Raw genomic sequence first — 17,053 nt, forward strand, 5'->3', positions numbered from 1 at the left:
AACACACGGTAAGCTAAAAAGCAGTAAAGCAGCGCGAAATATCGCCCGCTTTACTGCCAATGCTATTTACTCAGACTCTACTACCGCTTCATCAGCAATCTTTTTAGCGCTTGGCTTGGGTAGCAACTGCTCCCGTATATTGCCTTCAATTTCAGCGGCAATCTCAGGATGCTCAGCAAGATGCTTGGCTGCATTCGCCTTACCTTGACCGATTTTATCCCCTTTATAGGCGTACCATGCACCAGACTTATCAACCAAGCCGAGCTTAACGCCAAGGTCAATCACTTCGCCAAGACGATATATACCCCGGCCGTACAGAATCTGGAATTCAGCCTGTTTAAACGGTGGAGATACCTTGTTCTTAACAACCTTAACGCGGGTTTCGTTACCGGTAACTTCTTCACCCTCTTTAACCGCACCAATACGGCGGATATCCAAACGAACAGAGGCGTAGAATTTCAGTGCATTACCGCCAGAGGTAGTCTCTGGGTTACCAAACATAACGCCGATTTTCATACGAATTTGGTTAATAAAAATAACCAAGGTATTGGTTTGTTTAATACTACCCGTCAACTTACGTAGGGCTTGTGACATTAAACGTGCCTGCAAACCGACATGGGAGTCCCCCATATCGCCTTCTATCTCTGCTTTTGGCACCAGTGCCGCCACCGAGTCGATTACAATGACATCGACTGAGCCAGAGCGAACTAGCATATCGGTAATTTCTAAGGCTTGTTCGCCAGTGTCTGGCTGAGATACCAAAAGATCTTCCAGGTTAACACCCAATTTTTCCGCGTACTGCGGATCAAGCGCGTGCTCGGCGTCGACTATCGCAACGGTCTTACCGGCTTTTTGCGCTTCTGCCATCACCTGTAAACACAGCGTTGTTTTACCAGACGATTCCGGCCCGTAGATTTCCACAATACGGCCATAGGGCAAGCCACCTATGCCAAGGGCAATATCAAGACCTAGCGATCCGGTCGAAACCGAGGGCATCACTTCCCGTGAGCTATCGCCCATTTTCATGATCGAACCCTTACCGAACTGACGCTCAATCTGACCTAGCGCTGACTCCAGTGCCTTTTGCTTATTAGGATCCATGTGCTCTCTACCCTTTGTGGAGGTTGATGTAAATTACGATGGCCTTAACTCGTCACCAGCCATACAACTGTATATATGATCAGTATTATCCAGGCGCTTGTCAATGCCAGAACGCAATTTCTTTCACTAGCCCTTATTCAAACAAAAATAGGCGCCCACCAACACCCAAAACTCAGCCAATTAGGCGGCACCCGAGGCCATAGATAATAGACCGGCAAAGAACTGTGCTAAAGTTCGCGTCCAAATTATCCATGCTACCAATAGCCATAACATTAGAGCCACTATGATTCCTTGGAAAAAGCTCGGCATTGCCCAAATTCCCAATAACGGCGGTGAACTGCAATTATCGCAACGCGGCGAGGAGTTCTCGATTCGCCTGTCCGGCGTGCGCGGTGAGCTTATGAATAGCCGCATCTTTAATTCGGAACAGGTACTTGCCGAACTCGGTTGCGCCGAATTAAAAGACAAGGCCGACGCCCACGTACTGGTTGGCGGCTTAGGGATGGGCTACACCTTGGCTGCGACCTTGGAGGCAGTAGCCAGTACCGCGAAAGTGACGGTGGCAGAGCTTATTCCTGAGGTCGTAGTTTGGAATAAGGGCCCCTTAGGTGAATGCGCAAAGAACCCTTTGCAAGACCCGCGCACAGAGGTTTATTTGGGCGATGTCGCCGAACTACTAAAGGTCGAAATAGAGAAATACGACGCGATTTTGCTGGATGTAGATAACGGCCCAGAGGGACTTACCCATAGCGATAATAACTGGCTGTACTCACAAAGTGGCTTGGAAACAATATTTGAGGCCCTTAAACCAGAAGGCATTTTGGCCATTTGGTCGGCGGGCGCCGACAGCATGTTCACCATCCGTCTTAAAAAAGCGCGTTTTAAAGTGTCAATCCACACTGTTCGCGCCCGCGTCGGCAAAGGAAGTCGGCATACTATCTTTATTGCCCAACGACCTTGGCGCAGCACCAGTAGTAATTAAGGAGCCTCTGCACAACCGGGTACAAGGCTGGTTGTGCAGAAGCTCCTTAAAGAAATCCGCGCATTCACTCCGCCTGCGAATAGTGGTTTTGCACTTGGTTTGCTATTCTTGCGCTCTTTCCGTCAAACACCAATGCAATAAATAAGGCCACCCTAACCGCCATGGCACTCGACTCAAACACCCACAGTTCAGACCTCTCCAGCCATACGCCAATGATGCAGCAGTATTTAAAAATTAAGGCTGAGCATCCGCATGAAATTGTCTTTTATCGCATGGGGGATTTTTACGAGCTTTTCTTTGACGACGCCAAGCGCGCATCAGAACTGCTAGATATTACTCTTACTGCCCGCGGCAAATCAGGCGGCAATCCAATCCCCATGTGCGGCGTGCCTTACCACGCGGTAGAAGGCTACCTTGCCAAACTTGTTAAAGGCGGTTGGTCTGTGGCGATTTGCGAGCAAATCGGCGACCCGACAACAAGCAAAGGCCCGGTAGAACGCGCCGTTGCAAGAATTGTCACCCCAGGCACAATCAGTGACGAAGCCCTATTAGATGAACGCAAAGACGCCCTGCTGCTCGCGGCCTGCGGCCTTGGCCAACAGATCGGCATCGCTGTGCTGGATATGAGTAGCGGCCGCTTCCACGTCTTAGAAGTGCCCAACCACGCCGCATTTATTGGTGAGTTACAGCGCTTACGCCCCGCTGAATTATTGATGTCGGAAGACCTCCTGATCGAGGACATGCCGAAGCTTCCTGGCCTGCGCCGCGTGCCGCCCTGGGAATTTGATATAGACGCCGCCACCCGCGGACTATGCCAGCACTTTGGCGTTCAGGATCTCGCAGGCTTTGGCTGCGACACCTTGAGTCTTGGCATCGGCGCTGCGGGCTGTTTACTGCAATATGTAAAAGATACCCAAAGAACCGCCCTACCCCATATACGCCAGCTCAAGCACGAATCACGCGACGACGCAGTAGCAATGGACGCGGCAACCCGCCGGAATCTAGAGTTGGATATAAACCTCGGCGGCGGGACCGAAAACACCCTCGCCTCGGTGTTTGATCGCTGCCAAACTGCAATGGGAAGCCGCTTGCTACGACGCTGGCTACATCGCCCGCTGCGCAATAAATCAACACTTACAGCGCGTCAAAGCGGCATTATTGGTTTAATCGAAAATTATCAATTTGAAAACATTCGCGACACACTCAAACAAATCGGTGACCTAGAACGAATTCTGTCTCGGGTAGCACTGCGCTCAGCACGGCCCCGCGACTTATCGCGTCTTCAGCGTTCATTAGCAACATTGCCGCTTTTGCAAAGCCAACTCAAAGCCTTAGACATACCTTATCTGCAGAAGCTCAGAACTGAGGTTAACGAATTTCCGACCTTAGACGATTTACTCGCCCGCGCTGTGGCAGAAAATCCACCGATGGTGCTGAGAGACGGCGGCGTTATCGCCGAGGGCTACGACAGCGAGCTGGACGAACTGCGCAGCCTTAGTAGCGACGCGGGAGAGTTCCTATTAGCAATGGAGCGCCGCGAGCGTGAGAAAACCGGTTTAAGTACATTGAAAGTCGGCTACAACCGAGTTCATGGCTACTATATTGAAATCAGCAAGCTACAAGCCGCACAAGCGCCCGTGGAATATGTACGCAGACAAACCTTAAAAAATGCCGAACGCTTTATCACACCCGAACTTAAAACCTTTGAAGACAAAGCCCTGAGTAGCAAAAGCCGCGCTCTGGCGCGGGAAAAGTATCTTTATGATTCACTATTAGATGCCTTAAACGACGAACTCAACGGCTTACAAACCTCTTCCCAGGCACTTTGTGAGCTAGACGTCATTGCAAATTTGGCTGAACGCGCAGTCCAGCTAGAGCTATGCCAGCCTGAATTTTGCGACCAGCCCATGCTAGATATTAGCCAGGGGCGCCACCCTGTGGTTGAAAGCGTGCTTGACGAACCCTTTATCGCCAACGATGTAAAGCTGGCCCAAGACCGCCGTACCCTGATCATTACCGGCCCCAATATGGGCGGTAAATCGACCTATATGCGCCAAACTGCATTGATTGTTCTGCTAGCCCATATCGGCAGTTTTGTACCAGCTAAAGCAGTAAAACTGAGCTTGGTTGACCAGATTTTCACCCGCATTGGCTCCTCCGACGACCTTGCCGGTGGCCGCTCTACCTTCATGGTGGAAATGACCGAAACCGCCAACATTCTCCACAACGCCACTGACAAAAGCCTCATTCTCATGGACGAAATTGGTCGAGGAACAAGTACCTTCGACGGCTTATCCTTAGCCTGGGCCTGTGCTATTGACCTCGCTGATCGCGTGCAGGGCTTTACCCTATTTGCGACCCACTATTTTGAGCTAACAGTGCTGCCAGACAGCCACCCGAAAGCCGCCAATGTCCATCTTGGTGTTACCGAGCACAACGATCACATCGTGTTTTTGCACCGCGTTGAAGAAGGACCAGCAAATCGAAGCTACGGTCTACAAGTAGCAAAATTAGCGGGGATTCCCGCCAACGTGGTCAGCGCTGCAAAAACAAAATTACAGCAATTAGAGAATCAAGCTATCGCCCACGGCCAACTCATTACAGCGGGGCCGCAAACAGATTTATTTGCGGCACCGGCCGAGGAACATCCCGTCATTGAGGCTCTAGAAAATATTGATCCTGATAACCTAAGCCCAAGACAAGCACAGGAATTGCTCTACACCTTAAAGGCAAAGCTATTGTCATAATCGGGAAAGGAAACAGGCCGCAAGTTTTATTTTATCACTGGCTCTTAAAGTTATATCGTCGAAAAATGTTATCGGCGGCGTCTATGCATCTAACTTAGGCGCCGCCGTATAAAGTGGGATGTCGCTATTGTGCACAGAGCTTAGGCAACGCCTCGCACACCATACTGCTTAGCGACCGGCTCATGCTCAAAACCTTGCTCGATCCTGAACTCTTCAACCATGGCATTGAGTTCTTTAGCTTGAGCAGAAAGCTGCTCAGCCGCACTAGATGACTCCTCTGCATTTGCAGCGGAGGTTTGCACGACTCTATCCATCTCACCCATCGCCGAATTAACCTGCTGAATACCGAGGGCCTGCTCATCACTCGCTAGGGCAATCTCTGCAACAATGCTTGTCACCTTATCAACCGCAGCAATAATATCGCCAAGCTTTACACTCACGTCTTTTGACAGTGAGCTTCCTTCCTCTGCCATCTCGGTTGATTCGGCAATTAACTTCTCGGTTTTTGTCGCTGCTACCTTGGCGCGCAAGGCTAGGTTTCTTACCTCTTCAGCAACGACGGCAAAACTCCGGCCCGCTTCGCCGGCTCTAGCCGCTTCAACCGCCGCATTCAGCGCCAATAAATTCGTTTGGAAAGCGATCTCATTAATATCGCCAATAATAGCGCTGGTATTGACCGCTGCCGCTTTGATTTTATCCATCGCACCGACCATGCGGTCAACGGTTTCGCTACCATTTTGCGCCATTCCTTGGGTGGACTCGGCAAGCCCCTTCGCTGCTTTAGTATTCTCTGCATTCTGCTTTGTTTGCGCCGAGATTTGCTCTAAGGATGCACCGGTTTGCTCTAAGGCACTTGCCTGCTGAGCCGCGCCCGTAGCCACTGAATGGCTGCTAGAAGCGATCAGCGCAGAGGCCGATGAAACCTCACCCGATGAATTCATAACCAGCGCCATAAAATCAGCTAATTGGCCAATTGCCGAGTTGGTGTTGTTTTGAAGCTCCTCAAATTTACCGTGGTATTCGCCTTGAACATAGTAGGTTAAATCCTTCTCAGCAACGGCCTGCATTACTAGCGCCACTTCATTTATAGGCGCGGTAATAGCATCGAGCATCGCATTAATATTTTCTCGCAGAACTCGACTATCGCCGCTTGTTCCCTCTACCGCCGCGCGATCATCTAATTCGCCGCGTTTCGCTGCGTCAATTAATTTACCTACCTCAACAACGGTCTGCTTTTGTTCAGTAATGTCGCTAGCATATTTAACAACTTTAAATACCTTACCGTTCGCATCCTTCACCGGTGTATACGAGGCTTGAATCCAAATATCTGAACCATCACGTTTAATGCGCCTAAATTCACCGACCTGAGCTTCGCCTCGAGCAAGGGCTGCCCAAAAATCGCGATACTCTGACGACTGTGCGAATTGTGGGTCTACAAATTTGCTGTGATGCTGCCCCTCTATTTCTTCACGGCGATATTGCAGAGCATTAAGGAAATTATCATTTGCCTCGATAATCGTGCCATCGGTTTCAAACTGGATAACGGCTTGCGAGGATCGAATGCCGGCAATCTGCCCCTCAAAATCTGCATTGCGTAATTTCTGCTCCGTCACATCTGTAGCGTATTTAACTACCTTAAATACCTTACCACTCATATCTTTAATAGGAGTGTACGAGGCTTGAATCCAGATATCTTTGCCGTCTTTGCGGATTCGTCGAAACTCGCCAATTTGCGCTTCGCCATGGGCTAAGCGATCCCAAAAGGCGTCATACTCGGCCGAGCGCCCGTAGCTAGGATCGACAAACATACGGTGATGCTGATTTTTTACTTCGTCTAGTTTATAACCCAAGGCGGAAAGAAAATTATTATTGGCATGTAAAATAGTGCCATCGGGCTTAAACGATATCACCGCTTGCGTTGCGCTAATCCCATCTATCTGGCCTTTAAAATCTGCGTTAGCAAGTTTCTGCTCGGTTATATCGCTAGCATACTTGACCACTTTAATGACGCGGCCAGATAAATCTTTTATCGGTGTATACGATGCTTGAATCCAGATATCTGAACGGTCTTTTTTAATTCGTCTAAATTCGCCTACGTGGGCTTGGCCTTCTGCTAATTGCTGCCAAAACTGCTTATATGCCTCTGAATTTCGTTCTTCCGTTGGCATAAACATGGAATGATGATTGCCACAAATTTCCTCTAGGGAATAGCCCAACGCTTTAACAAAATTATCGTTGGCGTGGAGAATTTTGCCCTCTGGACTGAAATGGATCACCGCCTGATTTTTATCTATAGCGCGAATTTGCCCCTCAAAATCGGCATTAAGTAATTTATTATGGGTAATATCGCTCGCTATTTTAATAACTCTAATCGGCTTTCCCGCTTTGTTAAAAACCGGATTATAAGAAGCCTGAATCCACACCACATTGCCATTTTTATCAAACTGCTCAAACTCGCCAGACTTAGACTCACCGCGAGCTAATGATTCCCAAAATGCTGAATACTTGGATGAGTCCGCATAATCATCGGACACAAAAATGCGGTGATGCTGGCCTTTTAGTTCAGCCTCATCGTATTTCATGACATTTAAAAAGTTTTGATTAGCAGAGAGTATTGTACCGTCTAAATTAAATTCTATAATTGCCTGCGACTCGCCTATTGCTTTGAGTATTTGGCCGCACTCTACGGTGTTGGCGCTTCTAGTCCGCGTTGGCGCCGCGCTTACCGCTCGGCTCTTTGCAGTTGAGGTTGCGCTCTTAGCTCTGGTCGCCATTTAAAACTCCTTGCTCGCCTTTCGGACGGGGACAGGCCATTGCGTTAACGACGCAATAGACAGAATTAGTGACTTCCTATTCTGCATGTCAGCGCAATATATGAAACTGTGGAAAATACGCATAAGCAGTATTAGATATTAAAGGCCATACCAAGCTGCATTCATTTACATTTTTAGCAATACACTTCTTAAAAAATGTAAGGCTTAAATGACGCCTCTTCGGTAAGCCCTTATTTTATACACGCACTAGGCGGCGTACCTTCTATAAAATAAGGTATTTTTATAGGGTCTCACCGTGCTTATATCTGACAGAATCACCAATTTTTCTGAAATATTACTAGAAGACGCAATAGCAAAAAGACAGCTAGAAAAGTCCATGAGCGAGGAGCATCTTCAAGATGTAATCTGCCTAACTCTAAATCAACTTAGGCCGCAGTATGTTAAAAGCACAATGGATATGCGCATCAACCTCTCACCAGAGGAATATCAATCCGCACTGCGCGGTATAGACACCGCGCTAGAAAAAGCGATAAGTATTGTTAAATCAGGCAGACGAGAGGCTATGCGAGATTAAAGACAGCAATCCGATCAACGAATAAAAATAGATGGTTAAGCCATCATAGTTAAAAAATTCAGGCGTGGGCAGTACTACTTGCGAGTAATTCTGCGATATCGACAAGCTCCACTACGCGATCAACGCCCTCTAAACGCACCGCGGAACCGGGCATACCCCAAACTACTGAAGACTGCTCAGACTGGGCAATAGTGTATGCACCTTTATCATGCATTGCCTTCATGCCTATTGCTCCGTCCTTACCCATACCAGTTAAAATAACACCAGTAGCATTGCTCCCCGCAGCCGTCGCCACAGAATGAAATAGCACATCCACTGAAGGACGATGTCGATTAACAGGGTCTTCATCAGACACCCGACAACGATACTGAGCACCATCGCGTACAACGCTTAGATGTTTTTCCCCCGGCGCGATATAAACGTGACCGCTTAAAATTCTATCGCCATCCTCAGCCTCCTTTACAGTGACGCAGCACAGAGAATTTAAGCGCTCTGCAAAAGAGCTGCTGAACATACCTGGAATATGCTGAACAATCACAATACCCGGACAGTCTGCTGGCATCCCCTGCAACACCACACGTATTGCCTCTGTCCCACCGGTAGACGCACCAATCGCAATAAGCTGATCCGTTGTTCTATAACTGCTGATCTTAGGCGCCGCAAGCGGAATTCGCGCATGAGCCAAGGTAGCTAAATGGGTGACGTTTGCCTGGGAAGCTGCTTTAACCTTTTCAATGATATCCTGACCAGATTCAGCAAGCCCCCTTGCAATATCAATTTCTGGTTTTGCGACAAAGTCAAAAGCCCCCATCTGCATTGCTTCTAAAGTAACACCGGCGTGCCGCGTCGTTAAGGAAGACACCATCACAACTGGCATCGGACGCAAGCGCATTAAGTTTTTTAAAAATTGCAGCCCATCCATGCGAGGCATTTCTACATCAAGTGTAATTACATCTGGGTTATGTAGTTTTATTTTTTCACGCGCGTCAAATGGATCTCGTGCCGTCGCCACCACCTCAATATTCATGTCACTATTGAGAATGTCTGACAACACCCTTCTCATTAACGCAGAGTCGTCTACGACAACAACGCGAATAGGATTATTCTCTACCGTCATCCTGTAAACACCAAGCTAAGTGATATTCATTTACCGACACTACAGATCTAGAATTCAACCCAATCATCGTCCTCATGAGCAGACGCCGAAACTAATTTCACCGCACTAGAACTTGTCGCCGCGACCCTGGAAGAATCAGCTGCTGAATTACGGAAGCTAGTGGATTTAGGCGGCTGCGCGCGCTCTAGTCGCTCTGAACTTGTTCTTGTGGCCGATACCGGTTTTACCAACTGCGAAGAAGCGGGAGACCGCGCCTGTGGCGGACGCCTTTCCGCCACTCCTTCTGATCGAGGCCCTTTAGAAGACACCGAAATTGCTGAACTTCTCGCAGACGTAGGCCGACTTAAGGGCGCTCTGGTTTCAGCCGTATTTTCTCGACCTGATCTCATCGCTGGTCTTTCGGCAGTACGCCCAGAAACTACCGGCCGCGCTTGCCTTTGTAACTGAGTGCCACGATGGCGCGCATGTTTATCGCTCTCTGTTTTAAAAAACGTAATCCGCTGTGTTAATACTTGAGACTGATCATCCATCGATTGGCTTGCAGCCGCGGCCTGCTCAACTAGGGCTGCATTTTCCTGCGTCACACGGTCCATATCACGGACTGCTTTACTGACTTGCTCAATATCCAAAGATTGCTCCTGACTCGACATCGCAATCTCGCCAATTATATCGGACACCCGATTTACACTAGACATAATCCCATCTAAACGTGTACCGGATTCGTCTATAAGCTTGGAACCTTCGGACACTTTATTGACACTGTCTTTAATCAGCACCTTAATTTCTTTAGCCGCCTCGGCACTGCGCTGCGCTAAATTCCTGACCTCCGATGCAACAACCGCAAAACCCCGCCCCTGCTCACCGGCTCTGGCGGCTTCCACCGCTGCATTTAATGCAAGCAAATTCGTCTGGAAAGCAATTTCATCGATTACACCAATAATGTCCGCTATACGCTTAGACGAGGCATTAATTTCACGCATCGCACTAACCGCCTCGCCGACGACTTTACCGCCCAATTCCGCCTCACTGCGGGCGCTGCTTGCTAAATTATTTGCCTTAGCAGCGTTATCGGCATTTTGCTTAACCGTCGCGGTAAATTGAACAACACTAGCCGACGTTTTCTCTAAGGAAGCCGCCTGATTTTCCGTTCGATTCGACAAATCAAGATTACCCTGAGCAATCTCAGACGAAGAGTTACGAATACTTGTCGCCGCATCTCGAATCTGATCAACCATCCCACGCAAATTGCTAATCGAGGTATTTACAGCCTGCTGCATTGCCTGAAACTGCCCTTGATACTCGCCACTCATAACCTCCGACAAGTCTCCCTCTGCCAAACTCGACATCACGCGAACGCTTTCTTCAACTGGTTTTGCGATCGCATCCATAAGAGAATTTAAGCCGTCAGAGACTCGGTGAAGGAAACCAGAGCTAGTGGCATTGTCTATGCGTTTTGCCAAATCACCAGCAATCGCACTATTAATTAGCTGCTTAATCTGCTCTTCTGCAAAATTTTGTTCAGCAACAATGGTATCCATCAAGCCATTTACGGCCTGGCTAAGCCGTTTCATAAATCCTTCGTATTTATCGCTATTAAGCCGCTGATCTAAACGACCATCAACCGCAGCAGAAATAATATCGGCAATTTTTCGCTCGGCATCTTTTTGCTCTGTTATATCCTTCCACTCCACCATATTTCCCATATAGCAGCCATCTGCATCGAGTACCGCCGTCGCATTTACTTCAAACTCTAAATCACCGAGTTTGATTTCGGCCTTCGCCGGCAATGCAGCAATATTAGATAAAATATGGCGCTGATGACTGGGATTTTTGTGGAATTGATCAATAGACTGACCAACTAGCTTATTAACATCAAATGCGGGAAAGTGACGACGTAAGATATCCTCTCGATATTTAAACATTGCAACAACAGCGGGGTTTGCGTAGGTGATTCGCAAATCAGAATCACACATCATCAAATTTGCCTCTGCCCCATCGACACCAGCCTTCATTCTTGCAACTTCTATCTGCTCAAGACGCTGTGCAGTTGTATCGCACCATTCAAAGGTATAGCCCGAGTGATGACCGCGTGAGTCTAATTGCGCTGTCACATTAAGACTAAATACTAGCTCACCTACAACTAAATCTGTTGAAAGAGGTAAATTATCAACATTTGATATCAAAGCTCGCTGCTTATCGCTTAAGGCATTCAAAATTATGCATTGCCCTTGATTTAATTGATCGACGTTGAAGCTTGGGTAGCAAGACCGCATCTCCGTTTCTTTATCAGCAAATAATTTTTCAATCGCTGGATTGGCATAAGTGACATTCAGATCAAGATCTAGCAATAAAATTGCTGTGCTTGCCTTTTCCAAAACACCTTGTAAATGGCCAAGCTCCAATTCGGCGTAAACTTTCTCTGTCTCGTCAACCCACTCAGCAATATAACCGGAATGAGAATTCGCAGCAGAGTATGAAGACAGTGTTACTACGTAATACCTACCATCTTTAGTAAGATAACGAGTACTTGGAAATACATCTTCTTCAGATAGCCGGCTATGATCAGATCTTGCTGTCGCTGCCATTTTTAACTTATCCGAGATAATTCGCTCTGTACTTCCACCGTCAAGCACACCTCCTAACTCGGCACCTAAATCAGCCGCTTTAGCATTCGCATAAATTACGCGAAACTCTGAATCCAACAAAGCAATTGGTGTTAGGAATTTATCAAATGCAGAACGTAAACCTGCTAGCTCCGCTGCTGCATTGCTGATCGGAGATTTTCGTCTAGCTGCCTGTGTCATCACGCCCCCTTCACTATATAAATTACGAACTCAGACACGTTCATATATCGTCTTACCAATAAGTTTGTACTGAGAATTTTCAATGCCAATATTTTCTGAATGCCCTATTACCAACTTAGAGCCAACACTTTGCACCTTCGCAAATTTATCAATGAGCATCTTTTGTGTCGCTTTATTAAAATAAATCATGACATTACGACAAAAAATAATGTCCATATTGTGTGGCAAGCTCCAGTTATCCATAAGATTCAACTGGGCAAAATCAATTAGGTTTCTGACCTCGGGCTTTACTCGGACCATGCCCAGCTTATTCCCACAACCTTTTAGAAAAAAACTTGTCTTGCGCTCCTTCGTTAAACCTTCTATTCGATCAGCGGTGTACACTCCCGCCTCAGCCCTAGCGAGCACGTCGCGATCTAAGTCAGTCGCTAGCAAGCATGCATCTACGCTACGATCACGCCTTTGAGCTTCTTTAATAGTCATCGCAATCGTATACGGCTCTTCTCCGGTGGAGCAACCTGCCGACCAAATTTTCACAGGCCGCTTAGTCGTTGACGACAATAGATAGTTTTGAAGGAATGTAAAATGATGATCTTCACGATAGAAACTAGTAAAGTTAGTCGTAATCGAATTAATAAACTCACGGGTGACCTCATCATCACCTTCCTCTACTAAGGCGATATAATCAGCAAATCCGTGAAGTTGCCGCCGTCTTATTATTTTCGAATAACGACTATATGTAAGTGGCTTCTTCTCACGACTTAGATGAATACCAGTCCATTGATTAACCAGCTCAATAATCCGAGAAAATTCTTTGTCAGAATAGCTATACTGAAAATCTTCGTTCGGATTGCTGCTAATCATATTCATAGACTAATACCGTTACATAAGACAAAAATATGATTAAACATTTAGCTAACCAAAAACTGGACTCGACCTTTTCCATACTTTGGAATACCCAATTCATAGCATATCGATACTGCATTACTCAGAGATCCCAAACTTTGAGCAGCAGTAGACATAGGTATAAGCTCAGCCAACTTAAGATGAGGGGTGCTATTCGACATAAGTAAACGGCTACAGATATTCATGACTTCATAAAAATTGTCTAATACACTTTTCGTAAATTCCTTATCTGACACCATATCTTTGGCACCGCCTGGTGGCAGCATACTTAGCGCTGCACCGGAGAAGATGGTCATACCAGCATCGCTAAGGCAGGCCGCTACGACCTCTCCTTCAGGGTTAACGAATGTCGCTACATACGCGGCATCACCAACATCCTTCACTTCAATGGGATCGACATCACCGTCATACAACATTCCTAACATTTCAGAAACATGATCGGCCGATGGCTTAAGGTATTTCATCACACAAACTCCAAATCAGGCGAGACAACTATGGCTACATGACGGCGCCAAGGATTTTTTCAAAGCTTTCAACGGAAAAGGGCTTAGATATTAGAAATCGAGCACCACCAGCCGTCGCCTGCTCTCGCATTACGGCGGTAGCCTCTGTAGTTATAAATCCAAATTTTGTTTTTAAGCCTTCATCATTCATGGCTTGCAGTAATTCGATACCCGTCATTTCTGGCATATTCCAATCTGCAAGTATAAGATCTGGCATGTCTTTGCGGATTTTATCTAGGGCTACTAGACCATTCTCTGCCTGCACAACGTCACCAGTATCAAAGCCTGCCTGACGAATAGTACGAATCACCATATTTCGCATTGCAGTGCTGTCGTCTACAACCATTATTTTCATAGTTTTGCCCTACAAGATAAGCCATATAAAGAATAAAAAAGTCACTACCAGATAATTACAGCACAGCACCACTTAAAGTCGTAGTTAGTGATCTTACCTATAGGAATCGTCGAACTACTTCCGTTAATATCATTAAGCTACCCATAGCTCTAACCATCACATCTATATTGGGTCGAGGTATAGCCGTGAGCCAAAACGACATTAATGTCATTATTGCTAAAACAAGTACCCTCATCAGTTATCCCAAAGCTGCACTTGAAATACAGCGGGTAATCAATGACGACGACTCCACGATGGCTGATATCGTACGATTAATAGAATTAGATCCAGCCCTTGCCTTAGCTGTAATCAGAACCAGCAATAGCGCTGCACTTAATACCGGCATTGAAATCAGTTCAATTACAAAGGCTGTCTCTAAATTAGGACAAAAGCAGGTAGGTGAAATCGTCACGGCCGTTGACGCTGCTCGCAGCTTCAATCAACTTCATAATGATTTGTGGAATATCGCTGATTTTTGGCAGCACAGTATTAGCTGTGCAGTACTAGCTAAGACCTTAGCCAAGACCCTGTCTATTTCGGCTCCTGATACCGCATTTACCGGCGGCCTATTACATGATATTGGCGAACTCATACTGTTTAGCCAACTGCCAGAAGAATCTACTGCTTGCCTGCAAACTTCACTGCTGCCCACCAATCATGAAGAGTTATTTGAAATTGAAACGAGGCTACTGGGCTTTTCACACGCGGACGTAGGTGGCGCTTTGGCTAAAGATTGGAGCTTACCTGATAGTTTAATTGACTGTATTCTGCATCATCACACACCCTCTAGCGAGGTCGGCACTCACATGCTGACAAAAATCATTCATGTCGCCAATTCACTATCCGTGCTGATTGAACTGGATTCCGATGACATTGAGGATGCACCTGCAATAAATAGCAAAGTCTATGACGAGTTGAGGCTAGACACTGAAATAATTCAAAAAGTAATCACTGCTGCGCGAAGCGATATACAATCTTTAAGTAGTTTGTTTAATGACTAAAATTCATCCCTAGTAGCTTATAGCCTGAAATCAATAATCGTCGCTAATCAAATAGTTCAATACTGCCAGCAACATTATTACGCATCTTGCTCTCGTAACTAGCCTCTTGCTGGGCAACGGTTGCCGCGTGAACTGAACGAAGTCGCTTTACCTTTACCTTTCCCGTTGCGGGAAAATAAAGAATCTTTCTCGAAAATTCACCACCCAAGTCTTCAGCCGCGATGTGATACCCTTCTAGGCTAAGGAAAGACTTAACGAAATCGATATTTTTTTGACCGATGTCACTAAGACCACGCATGATTTTGCCACCACCAAATAATTTAATTTCCAAGCGCGTCTTACTGCCCCCCAACTTTAAAATATCGTTGATAAGGTTCTCCATCGCAAACGCACCAAATCGGTTAAGGGATAAGCCGCTACCCCCCCCTTCGTCACCTGGGAGCATAAAATGATTTAAACCGCCTATATTTAATCGGGAATCCCGCACACATGCCGCGACGCATGATCCTAAAACGGTGCCGATACACTCGTCGCCACCTGCGCTAACATAATATTGGCCAGGCAGTACTCGTGCTGTGTAAGCCCCAATAACAGGGTCCCAATGCTTATGAATTTCATCAATGGCCGTCAAAGGACAACATCCTAATAGATTCACATAACATTAGAATAAAGTGACATTATTGGCTGAACGAAAGCGTTGATTAAGCGTGCGCTCGCGTTCGGTGCTGCACTCCATATTGGGCAGTGCACGCTGCTCTTCTGCTTCACTACTTATTGTCGTACTTGTTCTGCGCTCTATATCTGCTAAAAAATCAACAACGTGCTCTACTCGCTGGTTCAAGCGATCCAAGTACTGAAAGTCTCTTATCAAATCATTGAGCAACTGCTGCGTTTTCGCATTCCCGTTCATTTGCAGTGCTTTTTGTAAACTAGTAAAAGAGCACATAATAGCGTCTGCGTCGGCTACAGACTCAGATAGTGCATCTGCCAACTGCAGGCGCGCCAAATGCACTGAAGAAGTAGCTATCAAAAGTTGGTCACGACTTTCCGACATTTTTCACCTCACAAGGTCAAGTATACTAAACCCGACATAGTGCTCCTCTTGCAGTAAAATTCATTTATCAACACAGCCTAAATAGGATCATTCTTACGCCCAAGTCATACACTATATGAGCTTCGCAGTATTCGTTCATAATCTAGGTTTCTTGCCGCCTCTTTAAAGGCATTGCTAGGCTTATGAATCAAAAATTTTTGTTCCGCAATCGCCGCAGCTTCCTGGGCCGAAATCAATAATTGCAAAGCTGGGGTGTCAATCACGCAAACTAAACTGGCATCAATACCTATCTCTTCCCCGCCATCTAAGGCCGCCACTAATTTTTTGTGTAAATCTGCAGCTGAGTCTATTCCTGCTGTCTCGCCTAAACTCAGCTTATGATTGGCTTTACATCCTCTCTTCTCAGGCGCATCGTTATCACCCAGTAAGATAATAAAGCCATCATCTTTCTCAGATGATTTGGGGGGATCAAGAAGTATCGCAAATTCCTCTTTACCTCCACCATTGTCACGAGCTTGTTCCGGTTCGGGATCATTTAGCAAGAAAATAAATTCGTCACTCATAAGATCTCACGCTGCGCTTGATTGGGAGTTGGGAGCAAGCTTGTCACGAATATCGAGAAGCCTATCTATGTCGAGCAAAATGAGCATTTTGTCTTCAATCGTAGACAGGCCCTTCACAAACTCGCTACTTACCGAACCGCCAAAATCTGGCAGCGGCTGAAGCGCGTTTTCATCAATGCTATACACTTCGGATACGGCATCGGTCACCATACCAATGGTGCGCGATTCGCCGTCATTGTGGGTTTTAACAACGATGATCACAGTCGTCTTACCAATATCCATATCTGGCATATTAAAGCGCTTGCGCAAGTCAATTATGGGAACAATTGCACCGCGTAAATTCATCACACCGAGAATATATTCCGGAGAGTGAGGAATGGGAGTAACGGTATCCCAACCCTGTATACCCTGAACACGCAGAATCTCTACACCATACTCCTCACCGTTAAGATAAAAAGTCAGATATTGTTTGCTGTCAGACTCTGCATTGCTTCCAGCCATAATGTCCGCGTGAGACATAGTATTCTCCTCTT

Annotated in this window: 15 protein-coding genes; 4 read left to right on the forward strand and 11 right to left on the reverse strand. The window is 46.6% G+C overall.

Going from position 1 to position 17,053, the window contains the following annotated elements; all coding sequences use genetic code 11:
• Positions 1-66 precede the first annotated feature (66 nt).
• Positions 67-1,101, reverse strand: coding sequence for a recombinase RecA (gene recA / locus C0068_RS08580; protein WP_103684077.1), 1,035 nt, complete (start codon positions 1,099-1,101; stop codon positions 67-69).
• A gap of 283 nt (positions 1,102-1,384) precedes the next feature.
• Here recA and C0068_RS08585 point away from each other — a divergent pair, with 283 nt between their 5' ends.
• The gene (locus C0068_RS08585; protein WP_103684078.1) at positions 1,385-2,083 is read left to right on the forward strand and encodes a spermidine synthase; all 699 of its coding nucleotides are present in this window, start codon (positions 1,385-1,387) and stop codon (positions 2,081-2,083) included.
• Positions 2,084-2,244: 161 nt separating this feature from the next.
• On the forward strand, positions 2,245-4,830 hold the full coding sequence (gene mutS, locus C0068_RS08590) for a DNA mismatch repair protein MutS (RefSeq protein ID WP_103684079.1): 2,586 nt from the start codon (positions 2,245-2,247) through the stop codon (positions 4,828-4,830).
• A gap of 140 nt (positions 4,831-4,970) precedes the next feature.
• Here mutS and C0068_RS08595 read toward each other — a convergent pair whose 3' ends face one another.
• The gene (locus C0068_RS08595; RefSeq protein WP_103684080.1) at positions 4,971-7,604 is read right to left on the reverse strand and encodes a methyl-accepting chemotaxis protein; all 2,634 of its coding nucleotides are present in this window, start codon (positions 7,602-7,604) and stop codon (positions 4,971-4,973) included.
• Between the two features lie 295 nt (positions 7,605-7,899).
• Between C0068_RS08595 and C0068_RS08600 the strand changes: the two genes are divergently transcribed.
• Positions 7,900-8,178: a late competence development ComFB family protein gene (locus tag C0068_RS08600; protein WP_103684081.1), complete on the forward strand. Its 279-nt coding sequence runs from the start codon at positions 7,900-7,902 to the stop codon at positions 8,176-8,178.
• A gap of 58 nt (positions 8,179-8,236) precedes the next feature.
• Here C0068_RS08600 and C0068_RS08605 read toward each other — a convergent pair whose 3' ends face one another.
• From C0068_RS08605 to C0068_RS08625, 5 genes are read right to left on the reverse strand one after another with little or no spacing between them, the layout of a single operon-like run.
• A complete protein-coding gene (locus tag C0068_RS08605) occupies positions 8,237-9,295 on the reverse strand; it encodes a protein-glutamate methylesterase/protein-glutamine glutaminase (protein ID WP_103684082.1) in 1,059 nt (352 codons plus the stop codon).
• A gap of 47 nt (positions 9,296-9,342) precedes the next feature.
• Complete coding sequence (locus tag C0068_RS08610; protein ID WP_103684083.1) at positions 9,343-12,099, reverse strand: methyl-accepting chemotaxis protein; 2,757 nt, start codon at positions 12,097-12,099, stop codon at positions 9,343-9,345.
• A gap of 30 nt (positions 12,100-12,129) precedes the next feature.
• The gene (locus C0068_RS08615) at positions 12,130-12,969 is read right to left on the reverse strand and encodes a CheR family methyltransferase (protein ID WP_103684084.1); all 840 of its coding nucleotides are present in this window, start codon (positions 12,967-12,969) and stop codon (positions 12,130-12,132) included.
• A 41-nt stretch (positions 12,970-13,010) separates the two neighbouring features.
• Positions 13,011-13,472 carry a hypothetical protein gene (locus tag C0068_RS08620; protein WP_146047864.1) on the reverse strand — a complete coding sequence of 154 codons (462 nt, stop codon included), beginning with the start codon at positions 13,470-13,472 and terminating at the stop codon, positions 13,011-13,013.
• Between the two features lie 31 nt (positions 13,473-13,503).
• The gene (locus C0068_RS08625; RefSeq protein WP_103684086.1) at positions 13,504-13,863 is read right to left on the reverse strand and encodes a response regulator; all 360 of its coding nucleotides are present in this window, start codon (positions 13,861-13,863) and stop codon (positions 13,504-13,506) included.
• Between the two features lie 185 nt (positions 13,864-14,048).
• Between C0068_RS08625 and C0068_RS08630 the strand changes: the two genes are divergently transcribed.
• Positions 14,049-14,903 (forward strand): HDOD domain-containing protein, encoded by an 855-nt coding sequence (locus C0068_RS08630; RefSeq protein ID WP_158249952.1) that lies wholly within the window; start codon positions 14,049-14,051, stop codon positions 14,901-14,903.
• Between the two features lie 43 nt (positions 14,904-14,946).
• Here the strand turns inward: C0068_RS08630 and C0068_RS08635 are convergent, their stop codons facing one another.
• The 4 genes from C0068_RS08635 to C0068_RS08650 all read right to left on the reverse strand — a co-directional run bounded on the left by C0068_RS08635 (position 14,947) and on the right by C0068_RS08650 (position 17,039).
• A complete protein-coding gene (locus C0068_RS08635) occupies positions 14,947-15,534 on the reverse strand; it encodes a chemoreceptor glutamine deamidase CheD (RefSeq protein WP_103684088.1) in 588 nt (195 codons plus the stop codon).
• 30 nt (positions 15,535-15,564) lie between these two features.
• Positions 15,565-15,957, reverse strand: coding sequence for a hypothetical protein (locus C0068_RS08640; protein WP_103684089.1), 393 nt, complete (start codon positions 15,955-15,957; stop codon positions 15,565-15,567).
• A gap of 104 nt (positions 15,958-16,061) precedes the next feature.
• A complete protein-coding gene (locus C0068_RS08645) occupies positions 16,062-16,520 on the reverse strand; it encodes an STAS domain-containing protein (RefSeq protein WP_103684090.1) in 459 nt (152 codons plus the stop codon).
• Between the two features lie 6 nt (positions 16,521-16,526).
• Entirely contained in the window at positions 16,527-17,039 is a 513-nt protein-coding gene (locus C0068_RS08650) for a chemotaxis protein CheW (protein WP_103684091.1), read from the reverse strand.
• Between the last annotated feature and the right edge of the window lie 14 nt (positions 17,040-17,053).

Source organism: Zhongshania marina (genome assembly GCF_002915595.1).
GTDB classification, from domain to species: Bacteria; Pseudomonadota; Gammaproteobacteria; order Pseudomonadales; family Spongiibacteraceae; genus Spongiibacter; species Spongiibacter marinus_B.

What these genes read in the sequence shown, in the direction of transcription:
- recA (WP_103684077.1), bottom strand. Translation starts at nt 1,101, where the DNA reads ATGGATCCTAATAAGCAAAAGGCACTGGAGTCAGCGCTAGGTCAGATT.
- C0068_RS08585 (WP_103684078.1), top strand. Translation starts at nt 1,385, where the DNA reads ATGATTCCTTGGAAAAAGCTCGGCATTGCCCAAATTCCCAATAACGGC.
- mutS (WP_103684079.1), top strand. Translation starts at nt 2,245, where the DNA reads ATGGCACTCGACTCAAACACCCACAGTTCAGACCTCTCCAGCCATACG.
- C0068_RS08595 (WP_103684080.1), bottom strand. Translation starts at nt 7,604, where the DNA reads ATGGCGACCAGAGCTAAGAGCGCAACCTCAACTGCAAAGAGCCGAGCG.
- C0068_RS08605 (WP_103684082.1), bottom strand. Translation starts at nt 9,295, where the DNA reads ATGACGGTAGAGAATAATCCTATTCGCGTTGTTGTCGTAGACGACTCT.
- C0068_RS08610 (WP_103684083.1), bottom strand. Translation starts at nt 12,099, where the DNA reads ATGACACAGGCAGCTAGACGAAAATCTCCGATCAGCAATGCAGCAGCG.
- C0068_RS08615 (WP_103684084.1), bottom strand. Translation starts at nt 12,969, where the DNA reads ATGAATATGATTAGCAGCAATCCGAACGAAGATTTTCAGTATAGCTAT.
- C0068_RS08625 (WP_103684086.1), bottom strand. Translation starts at nt 13,863, where the DNA reads ATGAAAATAATGGTTGTAGACGACAGCACTGCAATGCGAAATATGGTG.
- C0068_RS08640 (WP_103684089.1), bottom strand. Translation starts at nt 15,957, where the DNA reads ATGTCGGAAAGTCGTGACCAACTTTTGATAGCTACTTCTTCAGTGCAT.
- C0068_RS08645 (WP_103684090.1), bottom strand. Translation starts at nt 16,520, where the DNA reads ATGAGTGACGAATTTATTTTCTTGCTAAATGATCCCGAACCGGAACAA.
- C0068_RS08650 (WP_103684091.1), bottom strand. Translation starts at nt 17,039, where the DNA reads ATGTCTCACGCGGACATTATGGCTGGAAGCAATGCAGAGTCTGACAGC.